The organism is Streptomyces sp. NPDC048506, from assembly GCF_040651315.1.
Lineage (GTDB): Bacteria > Actinomycetota > Actinomycetes > Streptomycetales > Streptomycetaceae > Streptomyces.
The window spans coordinates 1-16,996 of record NZ_JBEZIX010000022.1 but is presented as its reverse complement, the minus strand read 5'-3'; the positions used below and the strand labels follow the sequence as shown (position 1 = coordinate 16,996).

Annotated in this window: 12 protein-coding genes; 7 read left to right on the top strand and 5 right to left on the bottom strand. The window is 73.2% G+C overall.

Annotated elements, in window-relative coordinates:
- Positions 1–185 precede the first annotated feature (185 nt).
- The 4 genes from AB0C96_RS19340 (at position 186) to AB0C96_RS19325 (ending at position 3,508) form a co-directional block, all read left to right on the top strand.
- Positions 186–962, top strand: coding sequence for a DUF4190 domain-containing protein (locus AB0C96_RS19340; protein ID WP_362918868.1), 777 nt, complete (start codon positions 186–188; stop codon positions 960–962).
- 219 nt (positions 963–1,181) lie between these two features.
- Positions 1,182–2,696, top strand: a complete 1,515-nt coding sequence (locus AB0C96_RS19335) for a DUF2079 domain-containing protein (protein ID WP_362918867.1) — start codon at positions 1,182–1,184, stop codon at positions 2,694–2,696.
- Between the two features lie 135 nt (positions 2,697–2,831).
- Positions 2,832–3,116: a hypothetical protein gene (locus AB0C96_RS19330; protein WP_362918866.1), complete on the top strand. Its 285-nt coding sequence runs from the start codon at positions 2,832–2,834 to the stop codon at positions 3,114–3,116.
- The gene (locus tag AB0C96_RS19325) at positions 3,113–3,508 is read left to right on the top strand and encodes a hypothetical protein (protein WP_362918865.1); all 396 of its coding nucleotides are present in this window, start codon (positions 3,113–3,115) and stop codon (positions 3,506–3,508) included. The genes AB0C96_RS19330 and AB0C96_RS19325 overlap by 4 nt, the downstream gene beginning before the upstream one ends.
- Positions 3,509–3,538: 30 nt before the next feature.
- On the opposite strand, the gene mfd is transcribed toward AB0C96_RS19325, so the two are convergent.
- Entirely contained in the window at positions 3,539–7,111 is a 3,573-nt protein-coding gene (mfd, locus tag AB0C96_RS19320) for a transcription-repair coupling factor (protein ID WP_362918864.1), read from the bottom strand.
- A gap of 262 nt (positions 7,112–7,373) precedes the next feature.
- Between mfd and AB0C96_RS19315 the strand changes: the two genes are divergently transcribed.
- A complete protein-coding gene (locus tag AB0C96_RS19315) occupies positions 7,374–9,035 on the top strand; it encodes an MFS transporter (RefSeq protein WP_362918863.1) in 1,662 nt (553 codons plus the stop codon).
- Between the two features lie 54 nt (positions 9,036–9,089).
- Here AB0C96_RS19315 and AB0C96_RS19310 read toward each other — a convergent pair whose 3' ends face one another.
- The 4 genes from AB0C96_RS19310 to AB0C96_RS19295 form a co-directional block, all read right to left on the bottom strand.
- Positions 9,090–10,088, bottom strand: a complete 999-nt coding sequence (locus AB0C96_RS19310) for a cellulose-binding protein (RefSeq protein WP_362918862.1) — start codon at positions 10,086–10,088, stop codon at positions 9,090–9,092.
- 97 nt (positions 10,089–10,185) lie between these two features.
- A complete protein-coding gene (locus AB0C96_RS19305) occupies positions 10,186–11,262 on the bottom strand; it encodes an LCP family protein (protein ID WP_362918861.1) in 1,077 nt (358 codons plus the stop codon).
- Positions 11,263–11,450: 188 nt separating this feature from the next.
- Positions 11,451–14,303, bottom strand: a complete 2,853-nt coding sequence (locus tag AB0C96_RS19300; protein WP_362918860.1) for an SUKH-4 family immunity protein — start codon at positions 14,301–14,303, stop codon at positions 11,451–11,453.
- A 5-nt stretch (positions 14,304–14,308) separates the two neighbouring features.
- Complete coding sequence (locus tag AB0C96_RS19295; protein WP_362918957.1) at positions 14,309–15,316, bottom strand: HNH endonuclease; 1,008 nt, start codon at positions 15,314–15,316, stop codon at positions 14,309–14,311.
- 294 nt (positions 15,317–15,610) lie between these two features.
- Here AB0C96_RS19295 and AB0C96_RS19290 point away from each other — a divergent pair, with 294 nt between their 5' ends.
- Together AB0C96_RS19290 and AB0C96_RS19285 are read left to right on the top strand one after the other, a co-directional pair.
- On the top strand, positions 15,611–16,108 hold the full coding sequence (locus AB0C96_RS19290) for a YwqJ-related putative deaminase (protein WP_362918859.1): 498 nt from the start codon (positions 15,611–15,613) through the stop codon (positions 16,106–16,108).
- A gap of 8 nt (positions 16,109–16,116) precedes the next feature.
- Positions 16,117–16,671, top strand: coding sequence for an SUKH-3 domain-containing protein (locus AB0C96_RS19285; RefSeq protein ID WP_362918858.1), 555 nt, complete (start codon positions 16,117–16,119; stop codon positions 16,669–16,671).
- Positions 16,672–16,996: the final 325 nt, after the last annotated feature.

Below are 16,996 nucleotides of genomic sequence, written 5' to 3'. Positions count from 1 at the left end.
CCCGACCTCCCATGACCCCCGACCTCTGTGTCGGCAAGCATAACCATCCACTCACAACATCCCCCTTCACGGCGTGAACTAATCATCTTCACTCGCTCATGTTGACTCGGTTCACAGCCTCTGTTGTTATTGACCCATCGCTTCAGCGGAATTCGCATCGAGTGCCCGGAAGGGGCCCCCTACGCATGTCTCAGCAGATGCACTACCAGCCCACCCCCCAGGGGCCGGCCGGCGCTCACGCCCACCAGGCGCCCCGTAACGGGCTCGGCATCGCCGCCCTGATCCTCGGCATCATCGGCGCGCTCAGCGGTATCCCGATGATCCTGTTCTGGCTGGCCGGGCCGCTCGGCCTGCTGGCCCTGATCTTCGGCCTGGTGGGCATGAGCCGGGCCAAGAAGGGCCAGGCCACCAACAAGGGCGTGGCGATCACCGGCACGATCCTGGGCGCCCTCGCGATCGTCCTCGCGGTCGTCGGAGTCATCGTCACCGTGCTGGCGGTCAACAAGGCCGTCGACGAGGTGCACAAGGAGTACGAGCAGCAGTCGGGCAGCAGCAGCAACATCAAGGACCTCGGCGCGGGCAAGGTCGCGGAGTACAACAACGGCCTTGAAGTGACCGTCTCCAAGCCGACTCCCTACACCGTCGACAAGAACACCCTCATCAGCGGCCACACCGAGGGCAACAAGGCGTGGAAGGTCACCGTCACGCTCAAGAACGCCGGTGCCAAGGCGGCCACCAACCCCCTCATGACGACCGAGGCGGAGGCCGACGGCAAGAAGGCCGAGGAGGTCGACGACGACAAGCACGGCATCCTCCACCACGACTGGGAGAAGCAGCTCGACCCCAACGAGTCCGACAGCGTGGAGATGGTCTTCGACGCGCCGCCCACCGCCAAGCAGCTCGACATCAAGATCACGCCGGACCTGCTGCTCGACCCCGCGAACTGGAAGCTGAGCCTCTGAGACCCGCGCACACGGCGCCTCCCCTCCCCCACTCCCGCCGGCCCGGCACCGCGACCCCGCGGTGCCGGGCCGGCGCCGTGCTGCCCTGGAACGGACCGCCGCACCACGGCGTCTGAACCACTGCCACCGGGCGTCGGCCGCACCGTCCCCGGCCGGCCCGGATCGCCGAGGCACCGGTTCGAGTATCTTTCCGGCAGTTGACAGTGAGTGAGGACCCTCATGGACACGGCCGCAACCACGGCCGGCGGTACCCCCGGAACGAGCCCGGGGACGCGCCGCGGCACCGTGCCCCGGCCCCGGACCGCCACCCCGGCCGCGGCCTCCCCGCCACCGGCCGGTCCCCTGCGGCGCACCGCGCGCCGCCTGCGCGACCGGACCGCTCCCCTGCGCGTCCCCCGGCTCGACCCGTACTGGACCGCCGCGTTCTTCTTCCTCGCCTTCACGCTGCTGGCGCTCGCCCGCTTCCGCTCCCTGTCCACGTCCTCCTGGGACCTGGGCATCTTCGAACAGGCGATACGCAGCTACGCGCACTTCCAGGCGCCGATCGTCGACCTCAAGGGCCCCGGCACCAACATCCTCGGCGACCACTTCAGCCCCGTGCTGATCCTGCTCGCCCCCCTCTACCGCCTCTTCCCCTCGTCCCTGACCCTGCTGATCGCCCAGGCCGCGCTGTTCGCGCTCTCCACGATCCCGATCACCCGGGCCGCCGCCCGCGCCCTGGGCCGTCTGCCGGGCCTGGCGATCGGCGTCGCCTACGGCGCGTCCTGGGGAATCCAGAAGGCCGTCGACTTCGACTTCCACGAGATCGCCTTCGCGCTGCCGCTGCTCGCCTTCGCCCTCGAAGCGGTGCTGCGCGGGCGCTGGACCGCGGCGGTGTGCTGGGCCGCGCCCCTGGTCCTGGTCAAGGAGGACCTCGGCGTCACCGCCGCCACCATCGGCGCACTCGCCCTGCTCCGCACCCGCCGGGCGAGCCCGCTGCCCATCGCCCTGGTCGCGTTCGGCCTCACCGCCACCGCCCTCACCCTCGGCGTGATCATCCCCGCCTTCAACGGCTCGGGCTCGTACGACTACTGGACCAAGTTCGGGGCCGACGGCGGCGGCGCCACCGTCCCGCTCGACACCGCGCTCCGCACCACGCTGTGGGTCCTGCTGCCCACCACCGGCCTGCTCGCGCTGCGCTCCTCGCTGCTGCTGGTCGCACTGCCCACCCTCGGCTGGCGGTTCCTCTCCCACGAGCCGCACTACTGGGGCACCGACTGGCACTACAACGCCGTCCTGATGCCGGTGGTCTTCCTCGCCCTGGTCGACGCCCTGCCCCGGGCCCGGGTCTCCTCCCGGCCCTGGCTGCGCTCGTACGCCCACCACCTGCCGGCCGCCGCTCTGGCCGCCGCCCTCGCGCTGACCACCACCCTGCCGCTGTCCCGCCTCACCGAGGCCGCCACCTACCGCACGCCACCGGGGGTCACCGCCGCGGCAGAGCTGCTGGAACGGATACCCGACGGCGCCACCGTGGAGTCCGACATCCGCCCGCTGAGCCGCCTCACCGACCACTCCCGGGTCTTCTGGACCGGCGACACGGGCGGGCTGGCGCCCGACTACATCGCCACCCAGCTGCGCGACCGCACCCCGCGCCAGGCCCTCGCCGACGCGGCCGCCCGCCATCCCAAGTCGACGTACGTGATCCTGGGGGGCGGCGCGGACATCCTCGTCTTGAAGCGGACGTCCGCGCGCTGACCGGTGGTCGCAGCGGCGCCGGGCCACAGGTCCAAAGGCAGCAGCCGGAAGCAGGTCGGGCGGATTCGCGGCGGGATCATCCGAAAGCGTGAGCCGCGATACCAGCCGACCCCATAGAGACGCTATGGTCGCACCATGGCATCGACGACGATTCAGGTCACCAAGGAAACCCGCGACCACCTCGCACAGCTCGCCCAGGAACGCGGCATGAGCCTGGGCCAGCTCGTCCACGACCTCGCCGTCGCCCAGCCCACTGCCGAGCAGCGCGCCGAGCGCCTGGCCGCCGACCGCGAACACGTCCGCACCGTCATCGGGCTGGACATCAGCAACGAAGAGTTCGACCAGGCTCCCGACATCCTCGGCAACATCTACCGCATGGCCGCTGAGAAGATCCGCACCCACCAGGGCAACGTCGCGTGATCATCCTCGACACCAGTGCAGCCAAAGCCCTCGCCGCCGGGCACAAAGCGCTCAGCACCCTCGCCGGAAACATGGCGCAAACCCCCGGTGACCGGCTAGCCGTGCCGGCCCTGTGTCTCATGCAGGCCGAAGCCGATGACGCGGGCATCCACCGCAAAGTACTCTCCTTCTCTGCCGTGGACGTCCACACCCTCGACACGGTCGACGCCGTCACTGTGGGCACCATGGTCCGCGACGGCTACGGCGGCCCCGACACCTGCCATGCCCTGTACTGCGCCCTCCCGCACACCGGCGCACCGGGCATGTCGATCGTCCTGACCGACGACGAGACCCGGTACCCGCCCGGAACCGTCGCCATCGACATCAACTCGCCCGGGATGCTCGGCTTCTGAGACCGCACGGAACGTCCGTAATCCGCTGCCCTACGAGTCGAGCACGGTCGTCAGGAACTCCCCCACCCAAGCCAGCAGTTCGCGCCCCACCAACGGCTTGCCGCCGATCTTGCCGGTGGTCGGGCGGGGCACCAGGATCTGGCGGGTGGCCGGCTTGAGGACCGTGCGCGGGTAGAGGCGCTTGAGGCGGAGCTCCTGCGATTCGCGGAGCTCCACGGGGCCGAAGCGGATGTTGCTGCCCTGGAGGGTGATGTCCGAGACGCCGCAGGCGCGGGCGAGCATCCGCAGACCGGCGACCAGCAGGAGGTTCTCGACCGGCTCGGGAAGCTTGCCGTAGCGGTCGGTGAGCTCCTCGCGGACGGCGGTGACGTCCGCTTCGGTGGCCGCGGAGGCGATGGCGCGGTAGGCCTGGAGGCGCAGTTGCTCGCCCGGTGCGTAGTCGTGCGGGACGTGGGCGTCCACCGGGAGTTCGATCTTGACTTCGAGGGGCGGCTCCTCCTCCACACCGCCCTCCAACGAGGCCCGGTAGTCCGCGACGGCCTCGCCGACCATGCGGACGTAGAGGTCGAAGCCGACGCCGGCGATGTGGCCGGACTGTTCGCCGCCGAGGAGGTTGCCCGCGCCACGGATCTCCAGGTCCTTCATGGCGACGTACATGCCGGCGCCCATCTCGGTGTGCTGGGCGATGGTGGCCAGGCGTTCGTGGGCGGTCTCGGTGAGCGGCTTCTCGGGCGGGTAGAGGAAGTAGGCGTAGCCGCGCTCGCGGCCCCGGCCCACCCGGCCGCGCAGCTGGTGCAGCTGGGAGAGGCCGAAGTTGTCGCCGCGCTCGACGATCAGGGTGTTGGCGTTGGAGATGTCGATGCCCGACTCGACGATCGTCGTGGAGACCAGCACGTCGAACTTCTTCTCCCAGAAGTCGACGACGACCTGCTCCAGTTGGGACTCGCCCATCTGGCCGTGGGCGGTGGCGACGCGGGCCTCCGGCACGATCTCGCGCAGGCGGGCGGCGGCCCGGTCGATGGACTCGACGCGGTTGTGGATGTAGAAGACCTGGCCCTCGCGCAGCAGTTCACGGCGGATGGCGGCGCCGATCTGCTTCTGCTCGTACGGCCCGACGAAGGTCAGGACCGGGTGGCGCTCCTCGGGCGGCGTGGTGATCGTGGACATCTCGCGGATGCCGGTGACCGCCATTTCGAGGGTGCGGGGGATCGGGGTCGCGGACATCGTGAGGACGTCGACGTTGGCGCGGAGCTTCTTGAGCTGTTCCTTGTGCTCGACGCCGAAGCGCTGCTCCTCGTCGACGATGACCAGACCCAGGTCCTTGAACTTCGTCTCGGAGGAGAACAGCCGGTGGGTGCCGATGACGATGTCGACCGCGCCGTCCCGCAGGCCCTCCAGCGTGGCCTTGGCCTCGGTGTCGGTCTGGAAGCGGGAGAGCGCCCGGACGTTCACCGGGAACTGGCCGTAGCGCTCGGTGAAGGTGCCGTAGTGCTGCTGGACGAGCAGGGTCGTCGGCACCAGCACCGCGACCTGCTTGCCGTCCTGAACGGCCTTGAACGCGGCGCGAACCGCGATCTCGGTCTTGCCGTAGCCCACGTCGCCGCAGATCAGGCGGTCCATGGGGACCGACTTCTCCATGTCCTCCTTGACCTCGGCGATGGTGGTGAGCTGGTCCGGCGTCTCCGCGTACGGGAAGGCGTCCTCCAGCTCGCGCTGCCAGGGCGTGTCCGGGCCGAAGGTGTGGCCGGGGGCGGCCATCCGGGCCGAGTAGAGCTTGATCAGGTCCGCCGCGATCTCCTTGACGGCCTTCTTGGCGCGCGCCTTGGTCTTGGTCCAGTCGGCGCCGCCGAGGCGGTGCAGGGTCGGGGCCTCACCGCCCACGTACTTGGTGACCTGCTCCAGCTGGTCGGTGGGGATGTAGAGGCGGTCGCCGGGCTGGCCCCGCTTGGCCGGCGCGTACTCGACGAGCAGGTACTCGCGGGTGGCGCCCTGGACCGTGCGCTGCACCATCTCGATGTAGCGGCCGACACCGTGCTGCTCGTGCACGATGAAGTCGCCGGCCTGGAGCGTCAGCGGATCGATCTGCTTGCGGCGGCGGGCCGGCATCCGGGCGCCGTCCTTGCCGGCCGCCTTCTGGCCGGACAGGTCGGTCTCGGTCAGCACGGCGAGCCTGAGGGACGGGTCGACGAAGCCGTTGTCGAGGGAGCCGCAGGCGACGTGCACGACCGACGGCGAGACCGCGGGCAGGTCGGCGTCCAGGCGGGCGGCGATCCCCTCGCCGCCGAGGACCTCGACCGTACGGGCCGCGGGGCCGTGCGCCTCGGTGACGTACACCGTGCGCCAGCCGTCGGCGAGCCACTGCTTGGTGTCGGCCAGCGCCCGCTGGGTGTCGCCGCGGTAGGTCTCGGGGGCGTGCATGCCCAGCTTGAGGGTGTCCGCGCCGTCGCCCGGCACATCCGCGGCGTCGGTGACGGCCAGGCCCCCGTCGGCGGCGAACGGCGACACCGACCACCACATCATGCCCAGCTCGCGGGCCCGGTCGCGGACGTCCGCGATGCCCCACAGGGAGGCCGCGCCCACGTCGATCGGGGCCGCTCCCCCTCCGGCACTGGCGGCCCAGGACGCCTGGAGGAACTCCTGGCTCGTCGCCACCAGGTCGGCGGCCCGGGTGCGCACCCGCTCCGGGTCGCACACCACGGCCATCGCGCCCTCGGGCAGCACGTCCAGCAGCAGCTCCATGTCGTCGACGAGGACCGGGGCGAGCGACTCCATGCCCTCCACCGCGATCCCCTCGGCGATCTTGCCGAGGAGTTCGCCCAGCTCCGGGTGGTCCTCGGCGAGGGCGGCGGCCCGGCCGCGCACCTGATCGGTGAGCAGCAGCTCACGGCACGGCGGGGCCCACAGGCCGTGCTCGGCGACCTCCAGGGAGCGCTGGTCGGCGACCTTGAAGTAGCGGATCTCCTCGACGTCGTCGCCCCAGAACTCGACCCGGAGCGGGTGCTCCTCGGTGGGCGGGAAGACGTCCAGGATGCCGCCGCGGACCGCGAACTCGCCCCGCTTCTCGACCAGTTCGACGCGCGCGTAGGCGGCGGCCGCCAGCCCGTCGACGACCTCTTCCAGGTCGGCCGTCTGCCCCGTGCGCAGACTCACCGGCTCCAGATCGCCCAGGCCCTTGACCTGCGGCTGGAGCACGGAGCGGATCGGCGCGACGACGACCGAGACGGGGCCGGCGGTCGGGTCGTCGGGGCTCGGGTGGGCGAGCCGGCGGAGCACCGCGAGGCGGCGGCCGACGGTGTCCGAACGCGGGGAGAGCCGCTCGTGCGGCAGGGTCTCCCAGGCCGGGAACTCGACGACGGCGTTGTCCTGGCCGGCCGGCATCAGGCTGCGCAGCGCGGCGGCCAGGTCCTCGGCCTCCCGGCCGGTGGCCGTCACCGCCAGCACCGGGCGCGACGTCTCGCGGGCGAGGGCGGCGATCACGAACGGGCGGGCGGCCGGCGGGCCCACCAGATCCATGTGCCGGCGATGCCCGTCGGCCGCGGCCTGCACCGCTTCGGTGAGCGCCGGGTCCCGTACGACGGCGTCCAGCAGACCAGTGAGGCTCATGAGAAGGTTCCGTCCCAGCAAGCGAGGCGAACAACGCGAACAGCCCGCGACGTCGCACGGGCGGGGTTGCCCACGATACGCCCGACCGCCGACAACCTGCCGCCCCAGCGGACGGCGCCCGGGCGGGGCGGCCCCGTGCGCCCCGGGGCGCGTCCACTCCCTGGGAGCGCCGTTCCGCATCCTGGCCGCGCGTGGTTGGGTGTCGACAGAACGTTGGCCGGTACACGCAACGCCGGCACGGCAGCGGCGGCGGAGGGGGACCATGAGCGGAACGACCCGGAACAGCGACAGCCCCACGGGCCGGGGGACGGGCGGTCCGGAACCGCACATAGCGGGGGCCGGGGGCACCGACACCCGCCGCCGCGGGCCGGTCGTCGCGGCCCTGATGCTCGGCATGGCCCTGGCCGCGCTCGACTCCACCATCATCGCCACCGCCGTCCCGCAGATCGTCGGCGACCTCGGCGGCTTCGCGGTCTTCTCCTGGCTCTTCTCCGGCTACCTGCTGGCCGTCACCGTCACCCTGCCCGTCTACGGCAAGCTCTCCGACACCTTCGGCCGCAAGCCGATCCTGATCGTCGGCATCGTGCTGTTCCTGGCCGGCTCGCTGGCCTGCGCGTCCGCCTGGAACATGGCCTCCCTGATCGCCTTCCGGATCCTCCAGGGCCTCGGCGGCGGCGCCCTCCAGGGCACCGTCCAGACCATCGCCGCCGACCTCTACCCGATGAAGGAGCGCCCCAAGATCCAGGCGAGGCTCTCCGGCGTCTGGGCCACCTCGGCGCTCGCCGGACCCACGCTGGGCGGGCTGCTCGCCACCTACGCCGACTGGCGGTGGATCTTCCTGGTCAACGTGCCGGTGGGTGTACCCGCGCTGTGGCTGATCGCCCGGCACTTCCGCGAACCGGCGCGCCCCACCCGCACCGGCCGCCCCCGCGTCGACTGGCCCGGCGCGCTGGCGATCTTCGTCTGCGGCGGGCTGCTGCTGACCGCCCTCGTCCAGGGCGGCGTCGCCTGGGACTGGCTCTCCGCCCCGTCCCTGCTGCTGTTCGCCGGCAGCGCGGCGGGCGCGGCGCTCACCGTGCTGATCGAACGCCGCGCCGCGGAGCCGATCATCCCCGGCTGGGTCTGGCGCCGCCGCACCATCTCCGCGGTCAACCTCGCCCTGGGCGCCCTGGGCCTGCTGATGGTCGCCCCGACCGTCTTCCTGCCCACCTACGCCCAGTCGGTCCTGGGCCTCGGCCCGACCGCCGCCGGCTTCGTGCTCTCCGGCATGACCCTGAGCTGGCCGCTCTCCGCCGCCCTGAGCAGCCACGTCTACAACCGCATCGGCATCCGCAACAGCGCGGCGCTCGGCATCGCGCTGGCCGGGCTGGTCCTGCTCGCCTTCCCGCTGCTGCCCTACCCCGGCGCCGCCTGGCAGCCCGCCGCGATCATGCTCGCGCTGGGCGCGGCGCTCGGCCTCTTCCAACTGCCGCTGATCATCGGCGTGCAGTCCTCCGTCGGCTACGACGAGCGCGGCACCGCCACCGCCGCCATCCTCTTCTGCCGCCAGGTCGGGCAGTCCGTCGGCGCCGCGCTCTTCGGCGCCCTCGCCAACGCCACCCTCAACGACCGCCTCGCGCACGCCCCTTCGGACATCCGGCCCGGCCTGCCCGACGACCTCGACGCGGTCTCGCACGCCCTGCAACACGCCGGCACGCTCACCGCCCACGCCGCCGACTACCTGCGCCGCGCCGTCGACACCACCGTCGACCGGGTCTACCTCGGCGCCGCCGGCGCCGCCGTGCTCGCCCTGCTCGCGCTCCTGCTGCTGGCGCCGCGGCGCTTCCCGGTGCACGCCGATGTCCGGGCCGACGAGGGCGAGCGGGGCGAGGCCCAGGGTCGGTCCGACAGGTCAGGGCCAGAAAGGCCGCGGACCCGGCCATGACCCGTCGGACGGACCCTGACGGCGCCGCCGTCGAAGGCGGGCGGCCCGCCCCGGTCAGCCGTCGGCGCTGCCGCGGGTGCGGGGCAGCCGGGTCTCCACGGTGTCCTGCTCGTCCGGGTCGTCCGGGCCACCGGGGTGACCGCCCGCACCGGAGCCGGGGTCGTCGTCCTCCGGCACCGGGGCCTTACCGGTCAGCGCCGCCAGGCTGTTGCGGACATGGGTCATATGGGAGCGGACCTCCTCCCGCCGCTCCTGGTGTTCGCGCAGGATCCGCTCCGTGGCCCGCTCGATGCGCTCCACCTCGACCCGCGCCCGGGCCAACAGCCCCGCGCCCCGGTCCTCGGCGGCCTCCTGGTGGTGCCGGGCGGCCTCCTCGGCCTCCGCCAGCAGCCGGCGGTGTTCGGCGACGATGCCCTGCCCGCGGGAGTCCAGGTCCGCGACGAGCAGGTCCATCTCCGCGTCCCGCTCCGCGAACCGCCGCCCCGCCGCGTCCCACTCCTCGGCCTGCTGCTTCTCCTGGTCACGCAGCATCTGCTCGGTACGCCGTGCCGTCTCCGCCAGCTCCTCGGCGGCCCCGGCACGCAGCCGCCCGGCCTCCTTGGCCGCCGCGGCCACCAGCCGCGCGGCCTCGTGCTCCGCCCGCTCCTCGGTCCGCCGGGCCAGTTCGTCCGCCTCGGTGCGCAGCGCGGACGCCGTCCGGTCCGCCGCGTCCCGCACCCCGCCCCCGTACGCGTCCGCCTCGACGCGGGCGTCCTTGGCGGCCTGCGCCGCCTCGGTGCGCAGCCGGGCCGCCTCGGACTCCGCCGTGGTCAGGATCAACCGGGCCTCGGTGCCGAGCGATTCGTACGTCTCCTCCGGCAGCTGCGCCACATGGGCGCGCAGCGCGGCGAGTTCGACGTCCATCTCGTTGCACAACACGGTGAGCCGGGCGGCCCGCTCCCAGCACGAGTCACGGTCGATGGAGAGTCCCTCGAAGCGGCGGTCCACGTCCTCCGGGCGGTAGCCACGCCCTCGTACGGTCTCGAACCCGTGAGGCGAAACCGATGCACTCATCCCTAAGCCCCTCTGTGCAGTTGCGCGCGCTGTCGTGTGGACGGGTGCGAAGTCGCACCATCGCGACACTCCACCCAACTCACCCCACCAGGATGCGTCATTTATCGGCAGAAGTCGGAATTGGATCATCGTTGCGCAGGGATTGGAACAACCGCTTCGCCCCGTTCTCGTCCCAGAGCAGTACGGACCCGGAACCGCTCACGAACGCACTGGGCTGCCGCACCGGAACCGTCGTCGCCACCCCGTCGCCTCCGAAGATCCGCTTCATCGCCCAGCCCAGGTCCAGCGCGTCCGACACCTCCGCCCCCCGGTCCACCGTCACCGCCGTCAAGACGGCGTCCAGCGCCCGCCGGAACCGGAACGGGTCGAGGAACGCCTCCGACCCCGCCAGTTCGTCCGCCACCGCCCCGATCAGCTGCCGCTGCCGCCGCACCCGCCCGAGGTCGCCCTCCGGGTCGGCATAGCGCGCCCGCACGTAGGCCAGCGCCTGCGCCCCGTCCATCCGCCGGCAGCCGGCCGGGAAGTCCGCCCCCGACCGCTCGTCCCGCAGCGGCTCGGCCAGGCACAGCCGCACGCCGTCCAGCGCGTCCACGATCTGCACCACACCCAGGAAGTTCACCTCGGCATAGCGCTCGATCCGCAGCCCGGTCGCCTGCTCCACCGTCCGGGTGAGCAGCTCCGGCCCGCCGTCCGCATACGCCTCGTTGATCTTGCGGCTGCCGTGCCCCGGTATCGGGACGTAGCTGTCCCGCGGCAGGCTGACCAGCGTCGGACCGTGCTCGCCGTAGTGCAGCACCATGATCGTGTCGGTGTTCTGCACCTGATCGTTGCCGACGTGCAGCTCCCGGCGCTGCCGCGGCGTCAACCCGGCACGACTGTCCGAGCCCACCAGCAGCCAGTTCGTGCCCCGGCCCGCGGCCGGCCGCCCGGCGTACGCGGCCACCGCGTCCGTGTGCCGCAGCTGCCGCTCCACCCGCACATAGAGCCCCACCCCGGCCGACACCACCAGCACGAGCAGCGCCAGCACCGCCACCAGCACCCAGGTCAGCCACGACACCCGCCGGCGCGGCCCCGGGCCCCGCAGCGACCTGGCGATCCGGCGCCGCTGCCGCCGCCCGACCCGATGAGCCGTCGTCGGCGACGACGGCCACGAGGGGGGTATCGGACGGCCCATATACGCATGGTCCCGGCGCCCGACCCGGCGCGCAGGTCGAACACCGGGACCAGGCCCGTCACCGCACGGCGCACAGCGCGCCCGCGCCGCCCCGCCTCACGGGGACGCCCCTGGCCGGGGAGCCGGCTGGGCAGACACCTGGGGAGACACCCAGGGAGGCATCCGGGGAGGCATCCGGGGAGACGCCCCTACAGCAGCCCGTCCCACATCTGCTCCAGCAGCACCGACCACCACGTCTCCGGCGAACCCAGCGCCGGCGGATCCAGCGCGACCAGCTGTGCCTGGAAGTCGACGGTCCACCGCCCCGCCTGCTCCGGCGTCAGCCCGTACCGCAGCCGCCACATCCGCCCCAGCATCGCCAGACAGCGCACGAACTCCGGCAGCCCGCTGTTCACGAACTGCGGCGCGACCGACTGACCGCCCGGACCCGCCTCCAGCGGCACCGCCACGATGTTCGCGGTCCCGTACTGCACGCACAGCTGCCGGCCGAAGTCGTTCCCCATCACCAGGTACGACCCGGCATCCGCCGCCGGCTGCACCCGCCGCTCCGCCGCCAGCTCCGCCAGCGTCGGCACCGGACGGCCCGGCTGCGCCTGCGCCCAGAAGAACGGCCCGAAGTCGACCGGCAACCCGGCCCACACCAACATCTGCGCCACCACGTCGGGCACGCCGTGCCGGGATACCGCCCGCTGATCGAACCGGAAGATCCCCTGCGGCCCGAAGGCCTGCTGAAGCTCCTGCCCGATCGCCTGCGGCGGGACCGGCGGCACCGGCGGCACCTGCGAGGGGTGCGGCAGCGGCACCCGCACCGGCGCCGGCCGCGCCGGGCCGTCCGCCACCTGGTGCAGCTCCCCCTGGTGCTCGACGAGGTGCCGCACGCCCTGCTGACGCGAGGCGTGGTCCTTGCCGTACGCAGCGGTGTGGCTGATCCGCACCTGCGGCCAGTTGTCGCGGATCATCCGGGCGCAGTAGCCGCCCGGCAGATCACAGCACTCCAGCTCGGTGTGCAGCTCCAGCACCTGCTGCGGCGGGACGTTCATCCCGCGCAGCTCGTGCAGCAACTGCCACTCCGGATGCGGCGTACCGGGCGCCGAGCGGCGCACGATCTTCTGCTCCGAACCGTCCGGCGCCCGGTAGCTGAGCACGGCCATGTAGCCGGGGCCGACGGTCGGCTGACCGCCGGGGGCCTGCGGATAGCCGTACCCGCCCGGGGCACCGGAACCACCGGGGCCCTGCGCACCCGGCGGACCGGGCTGCGGACCGGGCACTCCCGGAGGCGGCACACCGAGGCCACCGGGGCCACCGGGGCCGGGACCACCCGCACCGGGCAGCGCCGCGCCACCCGCCAGCATCGTCGCGGCGGCATGCACCCCGCCACCACCGGTACCGCCCGCCACCGGCGGGGCGGGCGGCGGCGGAGGCGGACCGCCCTGGCCGCCTTGGCCGCCTTGGCCGCCTTGACCGCCCTGACCCGGCCGACCACCGGCAGCCGCACCGGACTGCCCGGGCACACCGGGAGGCGCCGGCGGCGGAGGCACACCGGGGCCACCGGCCGGCCGCGCCGGACCGCCCGCGCCACCGAGGCCGGCCTGCAAGGACGCACCATCGGCGAGCATCGTCGCGGCGGCGTGCACCCCGCCACCGGAACCACCCGCACCACCGGGGCCCCCGGCACCCGCGCCGCCGGAACCGGCACCGCCGGCCGCACCGGCCCCCTCCGAGCCACCCGGCCCGTCCACCGCACTGAGATCCACGTCCGCCGCATCCAGCTGCGACACCAGCTGCGTCGGCACATACCCGCCGGCCGGCGCACCGGGCGCACCCGGGCCGGACGCCGCGGCCTTGCGCGTCTCGGCCGCCGCGACCTCCGCCCGGTCCCGCCGCCCGCCTCCGGGCGTACCGGGCACCCCCGGAGGCGGCGGCGGCCCCCCGGCGGCGCTACCGGGCAACGACGAGCCGTCGGCCAGCATCGTCGCCGCGGCATGCACCCCACCGCCCACCGGCGGAGCGGGCGGCGGCGCCCCGGGGCCGGCCGCGGCCGGCGCACCGGCCGTCACACCCGGCGGAGGCGGCACATCGACGACCGGCGCACCGGACGGCGGCGGCAGATCCGGCAGCCCCGCAACCGCCGGCGGCGCGGACGGCATCGGCGGCGGCACGGCCCCACCGGGCCCGCCGGCCGCACCAGCGTCCGGCAGGTCCAGCGCCGGCGCCACCTGCGTACGCGGCAACTGACTGCCGCCATACAGCAGTTCGGTCTTCGCGTCCGGTCGGGCACGCGGCGTCGACGGAGCGTCGTCCACCTCGTCGAAACCTTCCAACGGCGGCGCGAAGACCGTCTGCGGCAGCCCCACCGAACGGTCCTCGACCCCCGCGTCGGAGTGCGTGGTGTCCGCCGCCGCCCACGGCGTCGCCTCCCCGGCAGCGCCCGCAGCGCCGCCCGCGGCAGCCGCACCCGGGCCCGCCTCCGGCGTATCCGCACCCAGCTGCGTCGCCGGCGCACCGGCACCGCTGACGTTCACCTCGGCCCAGGCATCCGCGGCCGCGGCCTCCGACGCGGCCGGGGCAGCGGGGGTCGCCGGGGCAGCGGGGGTCGCCTGTGACGGCACCGAAGGCGCCGCCGCACCACCCCGCCGGTCGGGGACGCCGATCGCATCCGCCGCCTCCTGAAGCCACTCCGGCGGCGTCAACAGGAACGACGTGGCCTCCAGATCGATCCGCTGCGGCGGCTCGGCCGCGCCGTACCCGCCGTCCACCGCAGCGCCGTACTCCTCCTCGTACCGCCGGATCACCTCACCCACCGGCAGCCCCGGCCACAGCGTCGTCTCGCCGCTGTCCCGCGCGATCACCAGCCGCGCCCGGCCGCCGCCCGTGGCCACCCCGGAACCGTCGGTACCGGAGGCACCGCCCTCCCGGTCCTCCGCCCAGGCCACGAAGCCCAGATCGAACTCCCGCACCCGCACCTCACGGTGCTGCGCCGCCGGCACATCGCCGTTCACCCAGCGCTCCGCGCGCTCCTGCGCCTGTGCGAACGTCACCATCGCCGTCAGCCCCCCACCGCGACGGCGGACGCGAAGCCGCCGTCCACCATCAGGTTCGCCACGGTCTCCAGCTCCGGCGGATTGCCCGCCAACCGCAGCAGAAAGTCATCGAAGTCCGCACCGCACGGCAACAACAGCCGCTCCACCCGGTCCTGCACCGACCAGCCGTCCTGGTCCCGCGCATCGTCGTACGGACAGAACCACACCGAACCCGGCGCCTCGCCCCGCACCTTCACCGCGACCACCCCGCCCTGCACGAACACCACACCCAGGTAGTCCTTGGTGAAGTGATCCCGCAGACACTTGTTCACATAGACGAGATCGTTCACCGCGGCGTCATCGCGCACCGTGAAGAACGGCTGGTCGATCAGCAACCCCAGCTCCGCGTCGAGCGCCGCACCCACCGGCGCGCACCCGCCCGCCGCCTTCAAGAACGAGCGGTACGCACCCGGCAGCCGATAGCCCAGCGCCTCCTCGGCCTGCACCACCTGCTCCTCACCCACCGCCAGATCGCGATGGGGCAGCCCGAAGTGCACCGGCCGGGTCTCCTGCAACGGCCGGGTACCCCGCTTGTCATGCGCCACCGCAGCCGTCGCCAGCCCACCGTGATGCCGCAACAGCGCCTTCACCTCGACCGGGATCAGCTCCATCCGCCGCGTACCGGCCACGTGGTGCCACGTCCAGCCGTGCGGCGTCGCCACCGCCGGCACGTCTATCCACAGCTCGTGCCCCTGCGCATGCAGCGCCGCGTTCGCCGACACGTAGTCCGTCAGCCTCAGCTCGTCCACGCCGAAGCCCTCCGGCGGCTCGGCGATCTCCGCCGCGGCCCGCGCATACGGCGTGAACTCCGGAAAGCCCCGCTCGTCCACCCGCACCCCCGCGGGATACCGCGCGGCACGCACCGGGTCCGGAAAATGCACGACCTGCCCGGCATAGGCCGAATTCGGTGGCGCGGCATGTCCCGCCGCCTGGGGGCCGGGAAGAGCCCCCAGCCCTGGCCGACCTGTCGTCATCGCGGTTGCCCCCTGGCTGAAGCTGGCTTTGGGGCACAGCCTATGCCGTACCGCAACACCCCCCACCGCCCCCGCCCTCGCACGTCAGCCCCGCGACACACCGACGTCACCCACCGCCCCACCACCCCCCGGCACCCCGCACACCACCCCGCCCACCAGCCGCGATACCCCCCGACCGACGCCCCATCAGCTCCCCGTGAGATCACCGACAGCCCGTCCGACTACCACAACACCCAGCACATTTGGCAGGCTGACCCCGCAACCGGGGGATTGCAGGGAGGGAAATCACCACGGATGAGCACCACCGCACGCCACGGCACCGGAGCCGGGGATCCCCGCATCGGCTGGAGCGGCACCGCCGACACCCATCGCGCGCCTGTCCTCCACCACCGCAGGGACGGCATCCTCCCCACCATCGGCGCCGCCTTGTCCGTACGCGGACAAACCCTCACCTGCACCGCGAGCAAGGCCGAACAGCCCCCCGCACTGCACCCCCTGGTCCAGGACTTCCTCGACGCCCTCGCCACCGCCCAACGCGAACGCTTCACCGGACGGTGCCCCGAAGCGGTCCTGCTCTCCCGCCACCTCACGGCCGTCGAAGCCAACCGCTCCAAACGCGCCGCCCGCAAACCACTCACCAACGGCGAAGCCCGCCGCTCCCTCAAACACTCCAAGATCACCGCACGCCACATCCGCGAGGACGGCGACCCCCAGCACGGCAGCTACGCCCCACCCTGCCGTTCCTGCGACGCCCTCCTCGCCCACTTCGGCGTCATGCCCATCGGAAGCTGACCGCCACCATGCCGCCCACCACCCCCGGCCCCCGCACCCCCGCGCACGACCGCACCGACTCCACCCGCTTCCCCGCCGCCGTCGACGTCGCCCTCCAACAGGCCGGCTGGCAACCCGGCCGCTGGGACATGACACAAGCCGAACACTGGGCCGACACCCTGCGCGCCCACACCTCCCCCGCCGGCCACCGCCACACCGTCTTCCCCGCCGCCGTCGAGGCCTGGGCCGAGTTCGGCGGCCTCCACATCACCGGCCCCGGCCCCGGCCGCCACATCGCCCCCACCCCCTTCGCCATCGACCCCCTGCACGGACTGCACATGGCCCGCACCCTCGGCGACCTGGGCCGCGCACTCGACACCGAGGTCGCCCCCCTCGGCCGCGAGGAACTCACCGCCCCCGGCGGCACGACATACGCACAGGCCACCCTCGCCATCGACGCCGAAGGCCGCGTCTACAGCCTCGACCACACCGGCGACTGGTACCTCGGAGCCGACATCGACACGGCGCTGGGGACGCTGGTGCTGGGCACGAAGCCGAGCCGGCTCGGGGTGCATCCCACGTAGCCGGTCCGCTGCGCTTGGCTGGCTTCCCACGTTGCCGGCTTTCCCGCCGTGGGGGTTGCTGTGTGTTTTTCCCCGCCTTCGGCGGGAGCGGGTGGGGTTGTGGGCCGGGGGTGCCTGGTGGGTGGTGGGTTGCGGGGGTGGTCCTCCCGCAAGTGAGGCACCCCCGCCCGGTGGGGGGAAGACGTAGACGGAAGCCCGGCCTCGTGACAACGAGGCCGGGCTTCCGTCTCTCCACCCCCACCGGGGTGGGGTCCTGGACACCGGCGGGCGGGGGCGGTCCTGCGGGGGTGGGTTTCCGGACGTAAAGCGAAGCAGTCCGGAAACC